This is a genomic window from Pseudomonas flavescens (assembly GCF_013408425.1).
GTDB lineage: Bacteria > Pseudomonadota > Gammaproteobacteria > Pseudomonadales > Pseudomonadaceae > Aquipseudomonas > Aquipseudomonas fulva_A.
The window spans coordinates 25,601-39,357 of the sequence record NZ_JACBYV010000001.1; the positions used below are offsets into that span (position 1 = coordinate 25,601).

General features: G+C 54.1%; 13 protein-coding genes and 2 pseudogenes. 10 read left to right on the forward strand and 5 right to left on the reverse strand.

Going from position 1 to position 13,757, the window contains the following annotated elements; translation table 11 throughout:
- Positions 1-131: 131 nt before the first annotated feature.
- Positions 132-638 (forward strand): hypothetical protein, encoded by a 507-nt coding sequence (locus tag FHR27_RS00080; protein WP_042555095.1) that lies wholly within the window; start codon positions 132-134, stop codon positions 636-638.
- 13 nt (positions 639-651) lie between these two features.
- Positions 652-1,051, forward strand: a pseudogene (locus FHR27_RS26755) (transposase); the annotation flags it as partial.
- A gap of 738 nt (positions 1,052-1,789) precedes the next feature.
- Here FHR27_RS26755 and FHR27_RS00085 read toward each other — a convergent pair.
- A pseudogene (locus FHR27_RS00085) lies at positions 1,790-2,209 on the reverse strand (IS4 family transposase); the annotation flags it as partial.
- Positions 2,210-2,535: 326 nt separating this feature from the next.
- Between FHR27_RS00085 and FHR27_RS00090 the strand changes: the two are divergent.
- The 6 genes from FHR27_RS00090 (at position 2,536) to FHR27_RS26600 (ending at position 6,232) form a co-directional block, all read left to right on the forward strand.
- Complete coding sequence (locus FHR27_RS00090; protein ID WP_179537479.1) at positions 2,536-2,778, forward strand: hypothetical protein; 243 nt, start codon at positions 2,536-2,538, stop codon at positions 2,776-2,778.
- Between the two features lie 165 nt (positions 2,779-2,943).
- A complete protein-coding gene (locus FHR27_RS00095) occupies positions 2,944-3,399 on the forward strand; it encodes a hypothetical protein (RefSeq protein ID WP_179537480.1) in 456 nt (151 codons plus the stop codon).
- 102 nt (positions 3,400-3,501) lie between these two features.
- Entirely contained in the window at positions 3,502-3,666 is a 165-nt protein-coding gene (locus FHR27_RS27125) for a pentapeptide repeat-containing protein (RefSeq protein ID WP_179537481.1), read from the forward strand.
- 6 nt (positions 3,667-3,672) lie between these two features.
- The gene (locus tag FHR27_RS00105) at positions 3,673-3,987 is read left to right on the forward strand and encodes a pentapeptide repeat-containing protein (protein WP_264650090.1); all 315 of its coding nucleotides are present in this window, start codon (positions 3,673-3,675) and stop codon (positions 3,985-3,987) included.
- 499 nt (positions 3,988-4,486) lie between these two features.
- Positions 4,487-4,720, forward strand: a complete 234-nt coding sequence (locus FHR27_RS00110; RefSeq protein ID WP_179537483.1) for a CPCC family cysteine-rich protein — start codon at positions 4,487-4,489, stop codon at positions 4,718-4,720.
- A gap of 1,281 nt (positions 4,721-6,001) precedes the next feature.
- Entirely contained in the window at positions 6,002-6,232 is a 231-nt protein-coding gene (locus FHR27_RS26600; RefSeq protein ID WP_218878435.1) for a hypothetical protein, read from the forward strand.
- Positions 6,233-6,774: 542 nt separating this feature from the next.
- Here the strand turns inward: FHR27_RS26600 and FHR27_RS00120 are convergent.
- The 4 genes from FHR27_RS00120 to FHR27_RS00135 all read right to left on the reverse strand — a co-directional run bounded on the left by FHR27_RS00120 (position 6,775) and on the right by FHR27_RS00135 (position 11,031).
- Positions 6,775-7,050 (reverse strand): hypothetical protein, encoded by a 276-nt coding sequence (locus tag FHR27_RS00120; RefSeq protein WP_231570199.1) that lies wholly within the window; start codon positions 7,048-7,050, stop codon positions 6,775-6,777.
- A gap of 522 nt (positions 7,051-7,572) precedes the next feature.
- Positions 7,573-8,346: a TerC family protein gene (locus FHR27_RS00125; protein WP_042555099.1), complete on the reverse strand. Its 774-nt coding sequence runs from the start codon at positions 8,344-8,346 to the stop codon at positions 7,573-7,575.
- 158 nt (positions 8,347-8,504) lie between these two features.
- Positions 8,505-9,809: a CitMHS family transporter gene (locus tag FHR27_RS00130; protein ID WP_042555100.1), complete on the reverse strand. Its 1,305-nt coding sequence runs from the start codon at positions 9,807-9,809 to the stop codon at positions 8,505-8,507.
- Between the two features lie 307 nt (positions 9,810-10,116).
- Positions 10,117-11,031, reverse strand: coding sequence for an AEC family transporter (locus FHR27_RS00135; protein WP_179537484.1), 915 nt, complete (start codon positions 11,029-11,031; stop codon positions 10,117-10,119).
- An 87-nt stretch (positions 11,032-11,118) separates the two neighbouring features.
- Between FHR27_RS00135 and FHR27_RS00140 the strand changes: the two genes are divergently transcribed.
- Positions 11,119-11,523: a GFA family protein gene (locus tag FHR27_RS00140; RefSeq protein WP_042555102.1), complete on the forward strand. Its 405-nt coding sequence runs from the start codon at positions 11,119-11,121 to the stop codon at positions 11,521-11,523.
- Between the two features lie 249 nt (positions 11,524-11,772).
- Complete coding sequence (locus tag FHR27_RS00145; RefSeq protein WP_042555103.1) at positions 11,773-13,734, forward strand: methyl-accepting chemotaxis protein; 1,962 nt, start codon at positions 11,773-11,775, stop codon at positions 13,732-13,734.
- Positions 13,735-13,757 lie beyond the last annotated feature (23 nt).

Genomic DNA, 13,757 nt, shown 5'->3' on the forward strand with positions numbered 1-13,757 from the left:
CCACCGGGAGCGCCTGTTTCCTCCAACCGAGGCGTTATCCATAGAGTAATAGGGGACAGACCACGATTATTTATCGATCTTTGAGTGAGTTGTGGTCTGTCCCCTAAAGCCGTGCGTAAAGGTAAGTAGTGATGTTGTTAAAGAATGATGGCGCACATCGTCAAATGAAAGTCGTCTATTCGCACTGGAAAGAGTTACAGAAAGATCCAGCCCGCGTTGCCGCTGCTCAAGCGTTAACTTTGAATTCTGGCAGGCCTCTGCTGGGGCTTAAAGGTAAGTATGGGTTGTATGGGTCTCAGGAGTGGTGGGATAATATTTATCTCGGAAATATACCGCTCCTTTTCTTTTCTGGGATTATTGTTCGCGCCTACGCGGCTGGTCAGGATAATAAAGCAGAAAACAACACTGTTGAGTTGTTGGTGGAAGACGGCTCAGTGATTGACATTGGTATATACGTAAATGAAAGCTCTGATGTTGAATTGTTTCGAGTTGGCTGTAAGTTACAAATTGTATATGCGCTTGATGAGATGAAAAAGCAGCCAGGCCCGGATGGTAATATAAATTATGCCAAAGTTGCACTTGAGGTGGCGGTGTCGTTGGGTTTTTCGGATAAGTCGACAGATTTATTTTCTACCTGATCAGCTAAGCTAAACAAGGAAAAGGGACAGACTAACTTTATTGCTCTGGGAGAGCCGTTACAAATCCAGTGTGGTCGAGTCAGACGCCTACTTACTTGTCTGCTGCCGCTATATCGAGTTAAACCCGGTTCGGGCCCGTATGGTTGCCGAGGCCGCCGACTTCCCCTAGTCGAGTTACCAGATGCGCACCACTGATCAAGCGGGCAGTGATTGGTTGGATATTGACCCTTGCGTCATCGCACTTGGCGATACCTGAAAGGCGTCGTATTCGTTATATGGAGTTCATGCGCCGAGCTGTAACGTCAAGTGAAATTGAACTGATCCGGACTGCACTTCAGAGAGGGCAGTTAACCGGTAGTGCTCGTTTTGTGGATGAAATAGAGAGAGTTCAGGGGCAACGGATAGAGCTACGTAGTGTGGCTCATGGTCAGGCTCTCAAAAAGTATCAGGTTTCGCCATTCAGTGTTTACCATCCAGAAGTGATAGATAGGTTAAATAAAGAACAGCCTGGTTATTTTAACGGTAACTGGCTGAGATTTTGGAGTGACAAAAGATGATTTCTGGGAGGCTAGATGGATTAGGTCGTTTTCGTTTCTGGGAAAATGAGTTTTTTACAGGTATTGATGAGCAAGGAATCTGTGGGTCCGGTTCTGGAAATGATTGCTTTGTACTCGAGGTAATGATTCCACACGGCGCGCGCTGTATGTACGGGCTCCTAGGCATAACTTTTCGGCGATGTTCTGTCGAGTCTGGGATCCAGGTTAGGCTTACAAGAAAATCTATTTTAAATGAAATTTATAAAGAATCTTTAGTTAGCCCGTTTGAATATGGGCATTTTGGGCTCCCTTCCGAATACGAAGAAGCCTCGATCAGAGGTCTCGAGAGAGGGTTGGTCTGCGATGGCGTACGGAGTTTTTTAAAGATATATATACGCTGTGCGGCATTTGGAGATGCTTCCTCTAGTGAGGTTATCTTTGAAAGGATAGGGGCGACTTTAGCAGGGTTATTATCGTGTGTAGATATCACCGAGGTGATGATTGCTTCGGCTTTCGAGCGCGGAGTCAGCAGTAGCAATTCTTGATTTTGGTAAAGTGAGCCACTTGGCTATTTGCCGCCATAGCTTGGAAAAAAGGGACAGATTTGAATGGCACTTACTTAGCCCTCCTTGGATGTCCCTTTTTCTGAACTTCCGTGCGTTCCACTTGGCGCGCTTGGGTCAGTAGTGGATAGGGTCTTGGCCTTCGTTTGAGTGCTCGCGGCTCCACTCGCCCAGGCCGGCTACCTACACGCTGCTGGGCGATGAGCATCAGTAACTGGTGAAGGCGCCCGTCAATATCCGAATCCTCAAATTGCCGCCAGGCAAGCCACAGTTGCAGGGTGTGCTTGAAACTCAGTCGGCGTGGTAAACAATCCGCGATTGATGCCGATTGCACCATGAGCAGTCGGATCAAGTTGTGCGCCAATAGATAAACCCAAAGCTCCTTCACTGCCATAGCGGCCGTTTTGCAGCTCAGCATTTCCAGTCCCATGGTGCTCTTGAGGTTGCGTAGGTCCAGCTCGACGTGCCATCTGTCTTAAAAACCGGATCGGTGGATTTGGTGAGTGTTGGCAAGGCCTCTTTAATTGGAGGGTTGACCTAAGGAAAAAATTTGCCAGTTACTATCATGACGAATGTGGGAGGGGAGTACGTTTATAAGACTCTTAAAGGAGAAAGCCCTGGTGCCTCTATGGCGGGTGCTTCTGTGGGTAGCGCTGCAGGGTGGAAAATGGCTGAGGCAGCAGCAGTTTTTGGTGGGCGGTCTATGGGTAATATTAAGTCGGTTCTCAATGCCGTGTTAGGCTCTGTTGTGGCAAAAGAAGTGGGTGGCGTGGCAGAATCAACAGCAGGTGGTGGTAGATGAAAATGATAAGAAAGTATGGGTTTATTTTTTTTATACCAGTATTTTATATTGCCGGAGTGTTTGCGACGATCTATGTTGCTCGTATTTTTGCTGTTTCTTATTGTTTGGGAATCAACCATTTCGATTTTATAAAGGAAGCTGTCAGAGCAGGCGAGCTAGGGTTGAAGGTTGGTGGCTTAATTGCATTGATTACTTGTGCGTGTATCATATTTGATAGATATAAAAAGAAAGGCTGTTGAAAGCATAAGAAAGTAGTAATAGGGGAAAATAGTAATAGGGGGCAGGCCACGATTATTTATCGATCTTTGAGTGAATCGTGGTCTGCCCCCTAATACCCAATTTCACAAAGCAAGAAGTATCGAAAATGGCTCGTAACCAAGGCTGGGAGGATTTGCCTTTTTAAAATGAATAATTTTTCAGATATTGTTTTTCAGACAGAAGCTGGGTGCTTAATGTTTTCGCCTGTCAAAGTGTGTAACGATGAAGGTTTTTTTGACTTCAGGATTTCCTGTGCTTTGGCTAAGGATTTTTCTAGGTTCTTACAGGGGGATTTTGCTTGTAGACTGTACAGTAAAGATATAGAGAGGTTGGTTGCTGAGTTCGATAACCATGTGCGAGGATTGATCCTTGGTGAATATGCGCAGTCACTTTCTTATGTTCCTTTGGAGAGTGATATTCAGATACAGTTCTTAGATGGTGAAGTGGTAGATATTTCTGATGGGTATTTTTCTATAATTATATTGTTTAATTGTGGTAAGGCAGATGAGGCGTCTTCTAATACATATTTTGGATTAGAGACTGTTGTTGAGGTTTCTGATTTCAAGAGCTTTTGTGAGGGCCTGAAACGCTTGATTCTTTAAACGTAGCAGGAAAAGGGGGCAAGCGGAAAGCGGACTGATTTATTTTTCGGGTGGTTAAGATTAAATAAATCTGTCTCCTTTTCTATTGGAATGGGATAACAGATGATTACTGTGAGGTTTGAGACGGGCGATTCCCTTGAGCTTTCTATTGATAGCTTTGTTGGTGCTGATCTTAAAGGTATTAATTTTCATCGCGCTGTATTTGAATATTTGGATTTTAGTAAAGCAGATTTTACCGGTTGTGATTTAAGGGGTTCTGTTTTTTAATGCTCTGTGTTAAATGATTCAAAAATGAAGGGGGTTTCTTTGATTAATGCGGTATTAACGGGGTCTAGAATGAGGGGGAGTGATCTTTCTGAATCGTTACTTATGTATTCTGATTTCACTGAAACAGACTTTAGCTTAGCAAGTCTTAAAAATTCCAATGTGGAAGGAGGAGACTTTCGCGGTGCAGAATTATCTGGTGCCGACTTTAGTGTCTCCGGACTGGATCAATGTAAGCTTCACGGGGCATTATATGATAGTAAAACTATATGGCCAAAAAATTTCAACCCCGATGAACACGGTTTGTTAAAGAAAAAAACCTAAGCGTTGTCTGTTTTTTTCTCTGCGAATTGCCGCGCAGAGGCATTGAAGATGTGTTCGAAAAATATGGTGCTCGCCGACGGAGTACCGACTTCCGGCGAGGCGAGCGCTTTGGCATACGCGATCACCTAATCACCCTAGAGAGGCCATCCAGGCGGCCCACCTGGATGAGTCAGGCCAGCTACGATCAAGCGCCTGCCCAGCTGGAGGTCCGGGAGCTGAATAAGTAATAGGGAAAAGACCACGATTATTCTCGATCTTTGAGTGAGTCATGGTCTGTCCCCTAATACCGAAGAATGCGAAGCAGTATGCTGAGCAAGCTAAAATTTTTTAACGAATCCGCCTCAAAGCACACTGACCAAAAAACTCTCGCGGTGATACTCTCAGATATGATCCAAAAACTAATACCTTTGGCGTTCTGGGGCAGGATGGAGCTTCGAGAACTATGTTTCGCCCCGCAGATGGAATTAATTATTGGAACAGGCGGTGAGAGGTTTTAGATATGAGTTATGTTTGTCCTTGCTGTAAAAATCTAACATTTGATGAAGGTCCGCCCGGTACTTTTCAGGTTTGTCCCGTCTGTGGATGGGAGGATAACGAGGTACAATATCGTGACCCAACATATGAGGGCGGTGCAAATTCCGTTAGCCTTGAGCAGGCCAAAGTTAACTTCAGCGCTATAGGCGCCATTAACAAGGAGAGCTTGGGTGCTGTCAGGCGGCCGCTGCCTGGATAGATTGCTGAGTGAAGGCCAATGGGGAGAATTTAGAGCCGATTGCACTCATGTGTTCACTGGTCAAAAAATCTCCGGAGTACGGAGTAATAGGGGGCAGATCACGATTATTTCTCGATCTTTGAGTGAATCGTGGTCTGTCCCCTAATACCTTTCATAATTTTAGATGATGTTCCCCATAAACGGTGAATTTTATGGGTTTTATTAAAGACGCAGTTTTGAGTGCTAGTAATGCTCTAGGGTGTTCTGTGGCGCAGCTTAATAGTGAAGAGACGGCGACTGTCAGGGTTTGCATTGAGAGGAAATATTCCCATGGGAATGGAGGCTCTCCTCTATGGGAGCGGTTGAGTGGTGATTGCAGTAGTTATGAGCCAGACGGATGGAGAGCAATTTCTGAGTTTCCATTTTTTAGCAGGGTTACTATGTTTTTCGATAGGGATGATGAAGCTACTATGTTCTCTATTGCTACAGGTAATGATGTAGTCAGAATTTTGTCAGAGTGTCCCGGATTCGTGTTTTATCTAACTGATGATAAATTCAGCCTTTTGCTATGTCACAATGATCACGATTACTTAATTGGGGCTGGTGCGGCGGCGTATTGGGTTGGGAATAGAGAAAATAGATAATGAGCAGAAAAGGGGCTCTCACAGAGTCGATGAGGTCAGAGTCGAATGGAACTTGCTTACGCGTTAACCGATTGATCTAGAAGAAGAAAGGCTGCTCTCAGGCTACGGTGATAGTTGCGAACGCACACCGAGCCCACGGGGCAGCCCAGGTGAATCCTAGGCGCCGAGCTGCAATTCTTCAACATCGCCGTAGCCATCATCTCACATCCAATGCAGATGCCTATACGTTCTTCAATCTGTAGACCGGCCCCGAGTTGTTTGAACAGGTTGATTCGCTAATGCCAGATTACCGGGAGCGCCTGTTTCCGCCGACCGAGTAATTGGAAGACCGAAAAGCGCTTTTGTTGATGAGGGAACGCTCCTAAGAACGTTAATGTCAATGGAGTGGATTACAAAGTAGTTGCGAAGGGCTCTAATTCTATTTCTTGTGTTTCAGCTGGAACTAGAGGCTCTATCAATGTCAATCAAACTAAACAGAAACTTATGGACTATTTGCAGGATGTTTATTCTGGAGGTACTGCGATGGTTTCAATTGCTGTTCAGAATGCTTCGCCCTCTAAGACAGGTATGTGCTCGTTGTGCTTTAATAAGTAGAATTTTTTTGGGGAGAACCCGTTGTTTGATTTTTTATTTTTCAGCGTAGTGCTAGGAAGGACCCATGAGCAATTTAGTTAAATCTCTTTTTGGTGCTGATTCTAGGGGGAAGGGCTGTATAGGTTATACTCTCGAGGACTTAGACAGGGTCGGTAGGCTCTACAATATTGAGGTGAAGGATTCCCCTAGGGCTTTTCTAGTTGAAATGGGTAAGAGCAGTGGAGGATTAATAGGTGATGATGTTATTCATATTTATCGGCCTCATTGGTTTGTTCGTGATTACTTGCTTTTTTAATTTGGCTTTTTTCCGAATTGCAAGAGATGGGTTTCTTTGAGTATTTAAATAAGCCGTTTGTTTTCTCGTTTGTTTCTGAGGCTCAGTATTATTTCTTGCAAACAGCACTGCCAGATAGTGACTCTGTATATTGCTATGACTCAAATTCTGAAGTTGTTGAGAAAACTGAGTTTGATCTTCCAGGTTTCTTGAAGGTCCTTGCTGCCGAGGGGAGCTGCACGCATGCACTTGCTACTGAGGGTGATTTGCTAAGAATTTAAAGCTAATACTGGGTTTATGGGGGCAGACCCTGAGGAATCCCCACAAATCTACCCCAACACCTGAGCTTGGTTGCACCAAGCAGCGAAAGCACACCTTGGTGTAATCACACTGGTGCCTGATCACTCGAAACGGATGCTCGGCCTTGAATTGAGTCTGCGCGGTGCTCCGCTCAATACGCGCATCGGTCCCTGCCTTCATGCTGCCATTCATGAACAGCGACGTGCCCGGCGTCAGACGTAAATGGGGCCTGTTTCCAGGCCCCGTTTTTCGTCCATCCCTTCTCAGTGTTGGCGCCCCTCGCGCATTGCCGCATGGTGGGCGGCTCTGGCCAGATCATAGGCGTCCTCGGTCAGCAGGTACGCGGCTTCGCAGAGGTAGCGCAGGTCCTTGGCATCCGCCAGGGTGATGTTCATGAGCGCGAGGCTCTGCAGCAGGCCACGAACCGCGCCGAGGCGTTGTTCGGCGCTTTCCTGCAGGTCGATGTAGGAGCGGCTGGTATCGATCAGCAGTACGGGCGTGCTGCTCGGGTTGCTGGATAGCGGGAGAAGGTCAGTCATGGTGCTGGCCCCCTTTTTCGCAATCGGCATGGGTTCGTGCTGACGGATCGGGGCTGTGCGAGTGCTTCATGTGGCAATACTCCTTTTGCATGCTGGAAGCTGCCACGAACCGTCGCCAAACGATTATGGGTGGCAGCCGTGCGCAGGTTGGCGAACCGGGGCAAAAGGAACCCGGCAGACCCGAAGGTCTCCCACGCACGGCCGCCATAACACTGCATTGCTACGGGCACAAAAAAGCGCCTGCAATGGAGATATGGGCGCCTGTGCGCCTTTTGCTGATCGGGTCGCCAAACCCGGTCGCTGAATAGGCAGCGACGTGGGCAGATTAGCGTGGCGACGGTTGCAGTGCAATCCGGTGAGCTCGTTCAAGCTGTGGCGTGGTGGAGCGGGGCATGCCGTGTCTCGGGTTAACGCCAGCGAGTTTGTCAGGCAGGTGCTCTTCCGGGTACCGGGCCCATCGAGCAGGCATAAAAAAACGGGGCCTTGAAAGGCCCCGTTTTTCATTGCATCAGCGTGAGCCGATCACTGCCCAGGGACGTCCTTGCGCAGTTTCACCGGTTCTACGTCGTCCAGGCCTTCCTTGCGGCGGCGGGCGTTACGCAGGCGGATGTTCAGGGCTTCAACGCCCAGCGAGAAGGCCATGGCGAAGTAGACGTAGCCTTTCGGTACGTGGACTTCGAAGCTCTCGGCGATCAGCACGGTGCCGACCACGATGAGGAACGACAGGGCGAGAATCTTCAGGCTCGGGTGTTTCTCGATGAAGTCGCTGATGGTGCCGGCGCAGATCATCATCACGATGACGGCAACGACGATGGCCGCGACCATGACCGGTACATGGGAAACCATGCCGACCGCGGTGATCACCGAATCCAGAGAGAATACGATGTCGATGATGGCGATCTGAATGATGGTGCCGATGAAGTGCTTGGCCGCGCCCTTGGGCGCTTCCACGTTATCTTCTTCACCTTCCAGGCTGTGATAGATCTCGCTGCTGCTCTTCCAGAGCAGGAACAGGCCACCGAAGAACAGGATCAGGTCACGACCGGAAATACCCTGGCCGAAGATGAAGAACAGGTCAGCGGTCAGGCGCATGATCCAGGTGATGGACAGCAGCAGCAGGATGCGCGTAACCATCGCCAGGGCCAGGCCGAAGAAGCGAGTGCGCGCTTGCAGGTGCTGCGGCATGCGGCTGACCAGAATTGCGATCATGATGATGTTGTCGATGCCCAGGACGATTTCCAGGGCAGTCAGGGTCAAGAAGGCAACCCAGATTTCCGGGTTGGTCAGCCATTCCATTAGATGTTCCTTGCGAGTGAGTGGACGACTAGCGCGAAAACGCGGCCAGGGTGCCGAATTCTAGCGCTACTCGTGTGAAAATTTCGTCAAAATGTGTGCATCGAGGGCTATCGACGTTTCAGCACACCGCAGTTTGCGCTGAAACGTCGACTGATCCGCTAGCTACCGAATAGTGGAAACACGCCCAGTACCAGGGCTGCAGCCAGGATGGCCATGCAGATCAGGACTGCCCATTTCAGGGTGAAGCGCTGCAGGTCACCGAATTCGATCTTCGCCAGGCCGATCAGCAGGTAGGTCGAGGGAACCAACGGGCTGAGCAGGTGCACCGGCTGACCAACGATGGACGCACGGGCCATCTCCACGGCGCTGATGCCGTAGCCCGATGCCGCCTGGTTGAGTACCGGCAGGATGCCGTAATAGAAGGCGTCGTTGGACATGAAGAAGGTGAACGGCAGGCTCACCAGTGCGGTGATCACCGCCAGGTGTGGGCCCAGTGCATCGGGGATCACGGCCAGCAGGCTCTTCGACATGGCGTCGACCATGCCGGTACCGGTCAGGATGCCGGTGAAGATGCCGGCAGCGAAGATCAGGCCGACCACCGCCAGCACGTTACCGGCATGGGCGGAGATGCGGTCCTTCTGCTGTTGCAGGCACGGGTAGTTGATGATCATGGCGATACTGAAGGCGATCATGAACAGCACGGGCATCGGCAGCAGGCCGGCGATCAGCGTGGTCATCAGGATCACGGTGAGCAGGGCGTTGATCAGAATCAGCTTGGGACGACGAGCTTCCGGGAACTGCGAAACGCTGATCTCGTCCTGGGTGATCTTGCCTTCCGGCAGTTGCAGCACGCCCAGGCGCTTGCGCTCACGCAGACCATAGTAGTAGGCAACGCCGAACAGCACGATGGCACCCACGATCATGCCCGGAATCATCGGTACGAATACGTCCGATGGGTCGACGTGCAGGGCGCTGGCTGCGCGAGCGGTCGGGCCGCCCCATGGGGTCATGTTCATGATGCCGCCAGCCATGATGATCAGGCCGGCCATGATGGTCGGGCTCATCTTCAGACGGCTGTACAGCGGCAGCATGGCGCCGACGCAGATCATGTAGGTGGTCGAACCGTCGCCATCCAGGGAAACGATCAGCGCCAGGGCCACGGTGCCGACAGCGACCTTCAGCGGGTCACCCTTGACCAGCTTGAGGATCAGGCGAACGGGCGGATCGAACAGGCCCGAGTCGATCATGATGGCGAAGTAGAGGATGGCGAACATCAGCATCACGCCGGTTGGGGCGAGCTTGCTGATGCCTTCGAGCATCATCGGACCGATCTGGGCGGCGAAACCGCCGATCAGGGCGAAGATGATCGGGATGATGATCAGAGCGATGAGCGCCGACAGGCGTTTGCTCATGATCAGGTACATGAAAGTCGAAACCATGGCAAAGCCAAGGAAAGTCAGCATGGAGATTCTCCGGACGTGATTCGGCTACGGTGCGAAAAGGCGGTCAGCGTTAGCGACGGGGCGAACGGAGGGGGTGCAGCAGGCGTGGAGAACTAGGGCGGAGCATGGTTAATCACCTGTTTTGTTCTTGTTGACGGCAGCTGCGGGCCTCTCTGGCGGCAGCTCATCGACCGATCTTTGTCGGTCAGTGGGCGGATGCTAGAGCACGAACCTTTCAGCCAGCTTTCGCCAAATGCAGGTAATTTTCGTTGCGTCAGGTGTTTTCGCAGATGCCGGTGCAGGTTGGCAAGCCCGCACTGGCCGCCCGCTAGAGCAGATGCTCGAGCAGATAAAGGACGCCTACCAGCGAGGCGGCGGCCAGCAGATGCTGCAGGGTGATGATGCCGGCCATCAGGTTTCCATCACCGCCCAACTGGCGGGTGAGCACATAGGAAGTGGGTGCGGTGGGCAGGGCGAAGAACAGCACCAGCACGGTGCTTTCCATGGCCGGCAACTGCAGAAGGTAGGCGACAGCGAAGGCCAGCAGTGGCATCAGTAACAGACGCAGCAGGCTGTTCCAGGCCAGAGCCGGAACCTCACCACCCAGTTGTTCCGGTTTCAGCGCCGCACCGACGCACAGCAGGCCCAGGGGCAGGCTGGCGGCAGCGAGCAGGCTGAGCAGGCGGTCGCTGCCGCCCGGCAAGCCCAGGCCGCTGAGGTTGACCAGGGCTCCGGCCAGGCAGGCGAGGATCAGCGGGTTGCGGATGATCGGCAGCAGCAGGCTGCGTACGCTGACGCCGCGCTCGGCGGTCAGCGACCACACCGACAGCACGTTGACGGCCGGCACCATCAGCGCCAGCATCAGTGCTGCCAGGGTCAGGCCCGGCTGGCCGAACAGGCTGCCCACCGCTGCCAGGCCCAGGTAGGTATTGAAGCGCAGAATGCCCTGGCTGAACGCGCCGAAGCGCGACGCTGGCCAGCCTTGCAGGCGCCGTACGATCAGCAGCACCAGCCAGGCGATACCCAGGCCGAGCAGCACCGCCAGCGCCAGCCGCGGCAACTGCGGGTTGTCCAGTGGCGCGGTGGCCAGGCTGTTGAACAGCAGGGCAGGGAACAGGATGAAGTAGTTGAGGCGTTCGGCGCCGGGCCAGAAGGCTTCACTGGGAAAACCGCGGCGACGCAGTTCGTAACCGCCGACGATCAAGGCGAAGAGTGGCCAGAGGGCCAGAAGCAGTTCGGTCACGGGAGCCCCCGGTGGTGGTGAGCGTGCATCTTCGCCAGTGCCGCACGATCAGGCAAGCTGGATACCCACGCACGTCAGGAGAGAACCATGAGCGAGCTACACGAGGGTGGTTGCCAGTGCGGCGCGGTGCGTTATCGGTTCCAGGCACCATTGCGCGATATCGCCCATTGTCACTGCTCCATCTGCAGGCGCAGCACCGGCGGCATTCTGGTCACCTGGATCACCGTGCCGCTGCAGCACTTCACCTGGCTGCAGGGTGCGCCCGCGCGCTACGCCTCTTCGGCGACCTGCACGCGACATTTCTGCTCTGCCTGCGGCGCGCACCTGGCGCTGTTCACTACCCTGAGTCCGCGAACCATGGATGTGACCGTCGCGACACTGGATGACCCAGCGCTGGCGCCGGCTGACCGGCATATCTGGACCCAGAGTCGGCTGCCCTGGCTGCAGGTGGATACGCACTTGCCGCAGGAGACGCAGGAGCGCATCGATTGACCTGAACTGCAGGCAGCGTGCTGTCCCGGCCGCCTCTCGACTATCGCTGACGGTGCCGCCGATATCGCCTAAAGAATGTCCGGGGCGCGCCGATGAACACTTCATCTGCCTTTTCCAAACGCTTCTGTGTGCCGCATCTTCATGCGCCTCCTCCTGCTCAACGCGCCGTCGATAAAAAGCGCGACCGCAGGCAATTGTTTTCGCTTCGCCAGGGAATACCGGTGAAGCAGATGAAATAGGTACTACACCGTGCTCAGAAATATCCCGTTGAGCCTAAAGCTGTTGCTGATCCTCGCCTGTCCGGTACTCGGTTTTCTCTGGTTGGCCGCGTTGCAGGTGGTGGGGAGCTATCAGACGCTGGAAGAGATGGATCGAACCCAGGAAGCCAGCGCCGCCGCACAGAAAGTCAGCCAGTTGATTACCGTGGTACAGCGTGAGCGGGGGGCCAGTGGGGTGTTCCTCGGCAGCAAGGGCAAGAGCATGCAGGACGTTCTGCAGCGCATGCGCGGGCAGACCGACACGGCGCTGGGCGAAGTGCGTGCGCTGTCCGGCAGCTCCGGGGCACAGCTCGATGAAGCCCTCGCTGCGTTGAGTGGCCTGGATGCGACCCGCGGGCAGGTCGACAAGCTGGCGATCGACAACCGTGAGTCGGGTGCGCGTTACACGGCCATCATCCGCACGCTGATCGGCTACACCCACGGCCTCGAGCGCAGTGTCGATGACCCCTCGCTGGCCCGCGCACTGTCATCGCTCACCCAGTTCATCGAGATGAAGGAACGGGCCGGGCGCGAGCGTGCCATGCTCGGCGTGGTATTCAACCAGGACCGTTTCGACGCCGATCTGCTCTCTACCTTCAGCCGTAACCTTGGCGAGTTCTCCGCGTACTCGGAAGGCTTTCGCCGCAATGCCTCGGCGGATTTCGTGGCCAAGCTCGACGAAAAGCTCCAGCAGCCCAGTGGGCTGGAAGTGGCGCGCCTGCAGAAGCTGGCATTCGAAACGCCCCTTGGCGAGTCGCTTGGCGTCAAGGCCACCGACTGGTTCCAGACCTCCACCAACCGCATCGACCTGATGGGCGAAGTGGAGACCGAACTGGGCCAGAACGTCGGCACCCTGGCCGCCCAGGCACGCGACAAGGCCGCCGGCCTACTGTGGATGACGGTGATCGCCGTGCTGGCAGCGCTGGCGGTGGTGACCGTGCTGTCCTACCTGATCATCAACAACATCAACTTCGCCGTGCGTGAGGCGAACACCGCGCTGCTGGCCCTTTCGCAGCGCGATCTGACTGCACGCTCGGCCTATCAGGGCAAGGACGAGTTCGGCGAAATCACCCGCAACCTCAACCGTATGGCCGAAGAGCTGGCGCAGATCGTGCGCGAGATCGGTTCCGCCACCGCGCAGGTGGCCACCGCAGCCGAAGAGTCCTCAGCGGTGACCCTGCAGACCAGTAACAGCCTGGAGCGGCAGCGCCTGGGCACCGAGCTGGTGGTCACGGCGATCAACGAGATGAGTGCGACGGTTCGCGATGTGGCGCAGAGCACCAGCGATGCCGCGGAAATGTCCCGTCAGGTGAACCTCAGCACCACCCAGGGGCGCAAGGAAATCGAGCGTACCGTGGCGGTCATTCGTGAGCTCTCCACCCAGGCCGACGAGACCGCGCGGATCATTGGCGATCTGAAGCACGAGAGCGATTCGATCTCCACCGTGCTCGACGTGATCCGCGGGATCGCCGATCAGACCAACCTGCTGGCCCTCAACGCGGCCATCGAAGCGGCGCGGGCCGGCGATCACGGTCGCGGCTTCGCTGTGGTCGCCTCCGAAGTACGGACCCTGGCGCAGAAGACCCAGGAGTCCACCGGCAATATTCAGGAGATGATCGCCAATCTGCAGAAAGGCTCGGATCTCGCCACCCATTCCATGGAGGAGACCCTCGGCAAGGCCCGGGCCGGGGCGGCCAACATCGAGCGTGCAGGTGACCTGCTGGCCGAGATCGCCGCCGGGGTGGCCGGCATCAACGACCGCAACATGCAGATCGCCACGGCCGCCGAGGAACAGAGCGCGGTCGCCGAGGACATCAACCGCAACGTGGTCGAGATCAACGACGTCGCCATTCAGGTCAGCTCCGGTGCCGAGCAGACCGCAGCCACCAGTCAGGAGCTGGCGCGACTGGCCGAGCACCAGCAGAAACTGGTGAACCGTTTCCGCCTCGAGTGACGCGGCGCGACACCGCGGCCTGC

What these genes read in the sequence shown, in the direction of transcription:
- FHR27_RS26600 (WP_218878435.1), top strand. Translation starts at nt 6,002, where the DNA reads ATGAGCAATTTAGTTAAATCTCTTTTTGGTGCTGATTCTAGGGGGAAG.
- FHR27_RS27125 (WP_179537481.1), top strand. Translation starts at nt 3,502, where the DNA reads ATGATTACTGTGAGGTTTGAGACGGGCGATTCCCTTGAGCTTTCTATT.
- FHR27_RS00125 (WP_042555099.1), bottom strand. Translation starts at nt 8,346, where the DNA reads ATGGAATGGCTGACCAACCCGGAAATCTGGGTTGCCTTCTTGACCCTG.
- FHR27_RS00110 (WP_179537483.1), top strand. Translation starts at nt 4,487, where the DNA reads ATGAGTTATGTTTGTCCTTGCTGTAAAAATCTAACATTTGATGAAGGT.
- FHR27_RS00095 (WP_179537480.1), top strand. Translation starts at nt 2,944, where the DNA reads ATGAATAATTTTTCAGATATTGTTTTTCAGACAGAAGCTGGGTGCTTA.
- FHR27_RS00140 (WP_042555102.1), top strand. Translation starts at nt 11,119, where the DNA reads ATGAGCGAGCTACACGAGGGTGGTTGCCAGTGCGGCGCGGTGCGTTAT.
- FHR27_RS00130 (WP_042555100.1), bottom strand. Translation starts at nt 9,809, where the DNA reads ATGCTGACTTTCCTTGGCTTTGCCATGGTTTCGACTTTCATGTACCTG.
- FHR27_RS00090 (WP_179537479.1), top strand. Translation starts at nt 2,536, where the DNA reads ATGAAAATGATAAGAAAGTATGGGTTTATTTTTTTTATACCAGTATTT.
- FHR27_RS00120 (WP_231570199.1), bottom strand. Translation starts at nt 7,050, where the DNA reads ATGACTGACCTTCTCCCGCTATCCAGCAACCCGAGCAGCACGCCCGTA.
- FHR27_RS00080 (WP_042555095.1), top strand. Translation starts at nt 132, where the DNA reads ATGTTGTTAAAGAATGATGGCGCACATCGTCAAATGAAAGTCGTCTAT.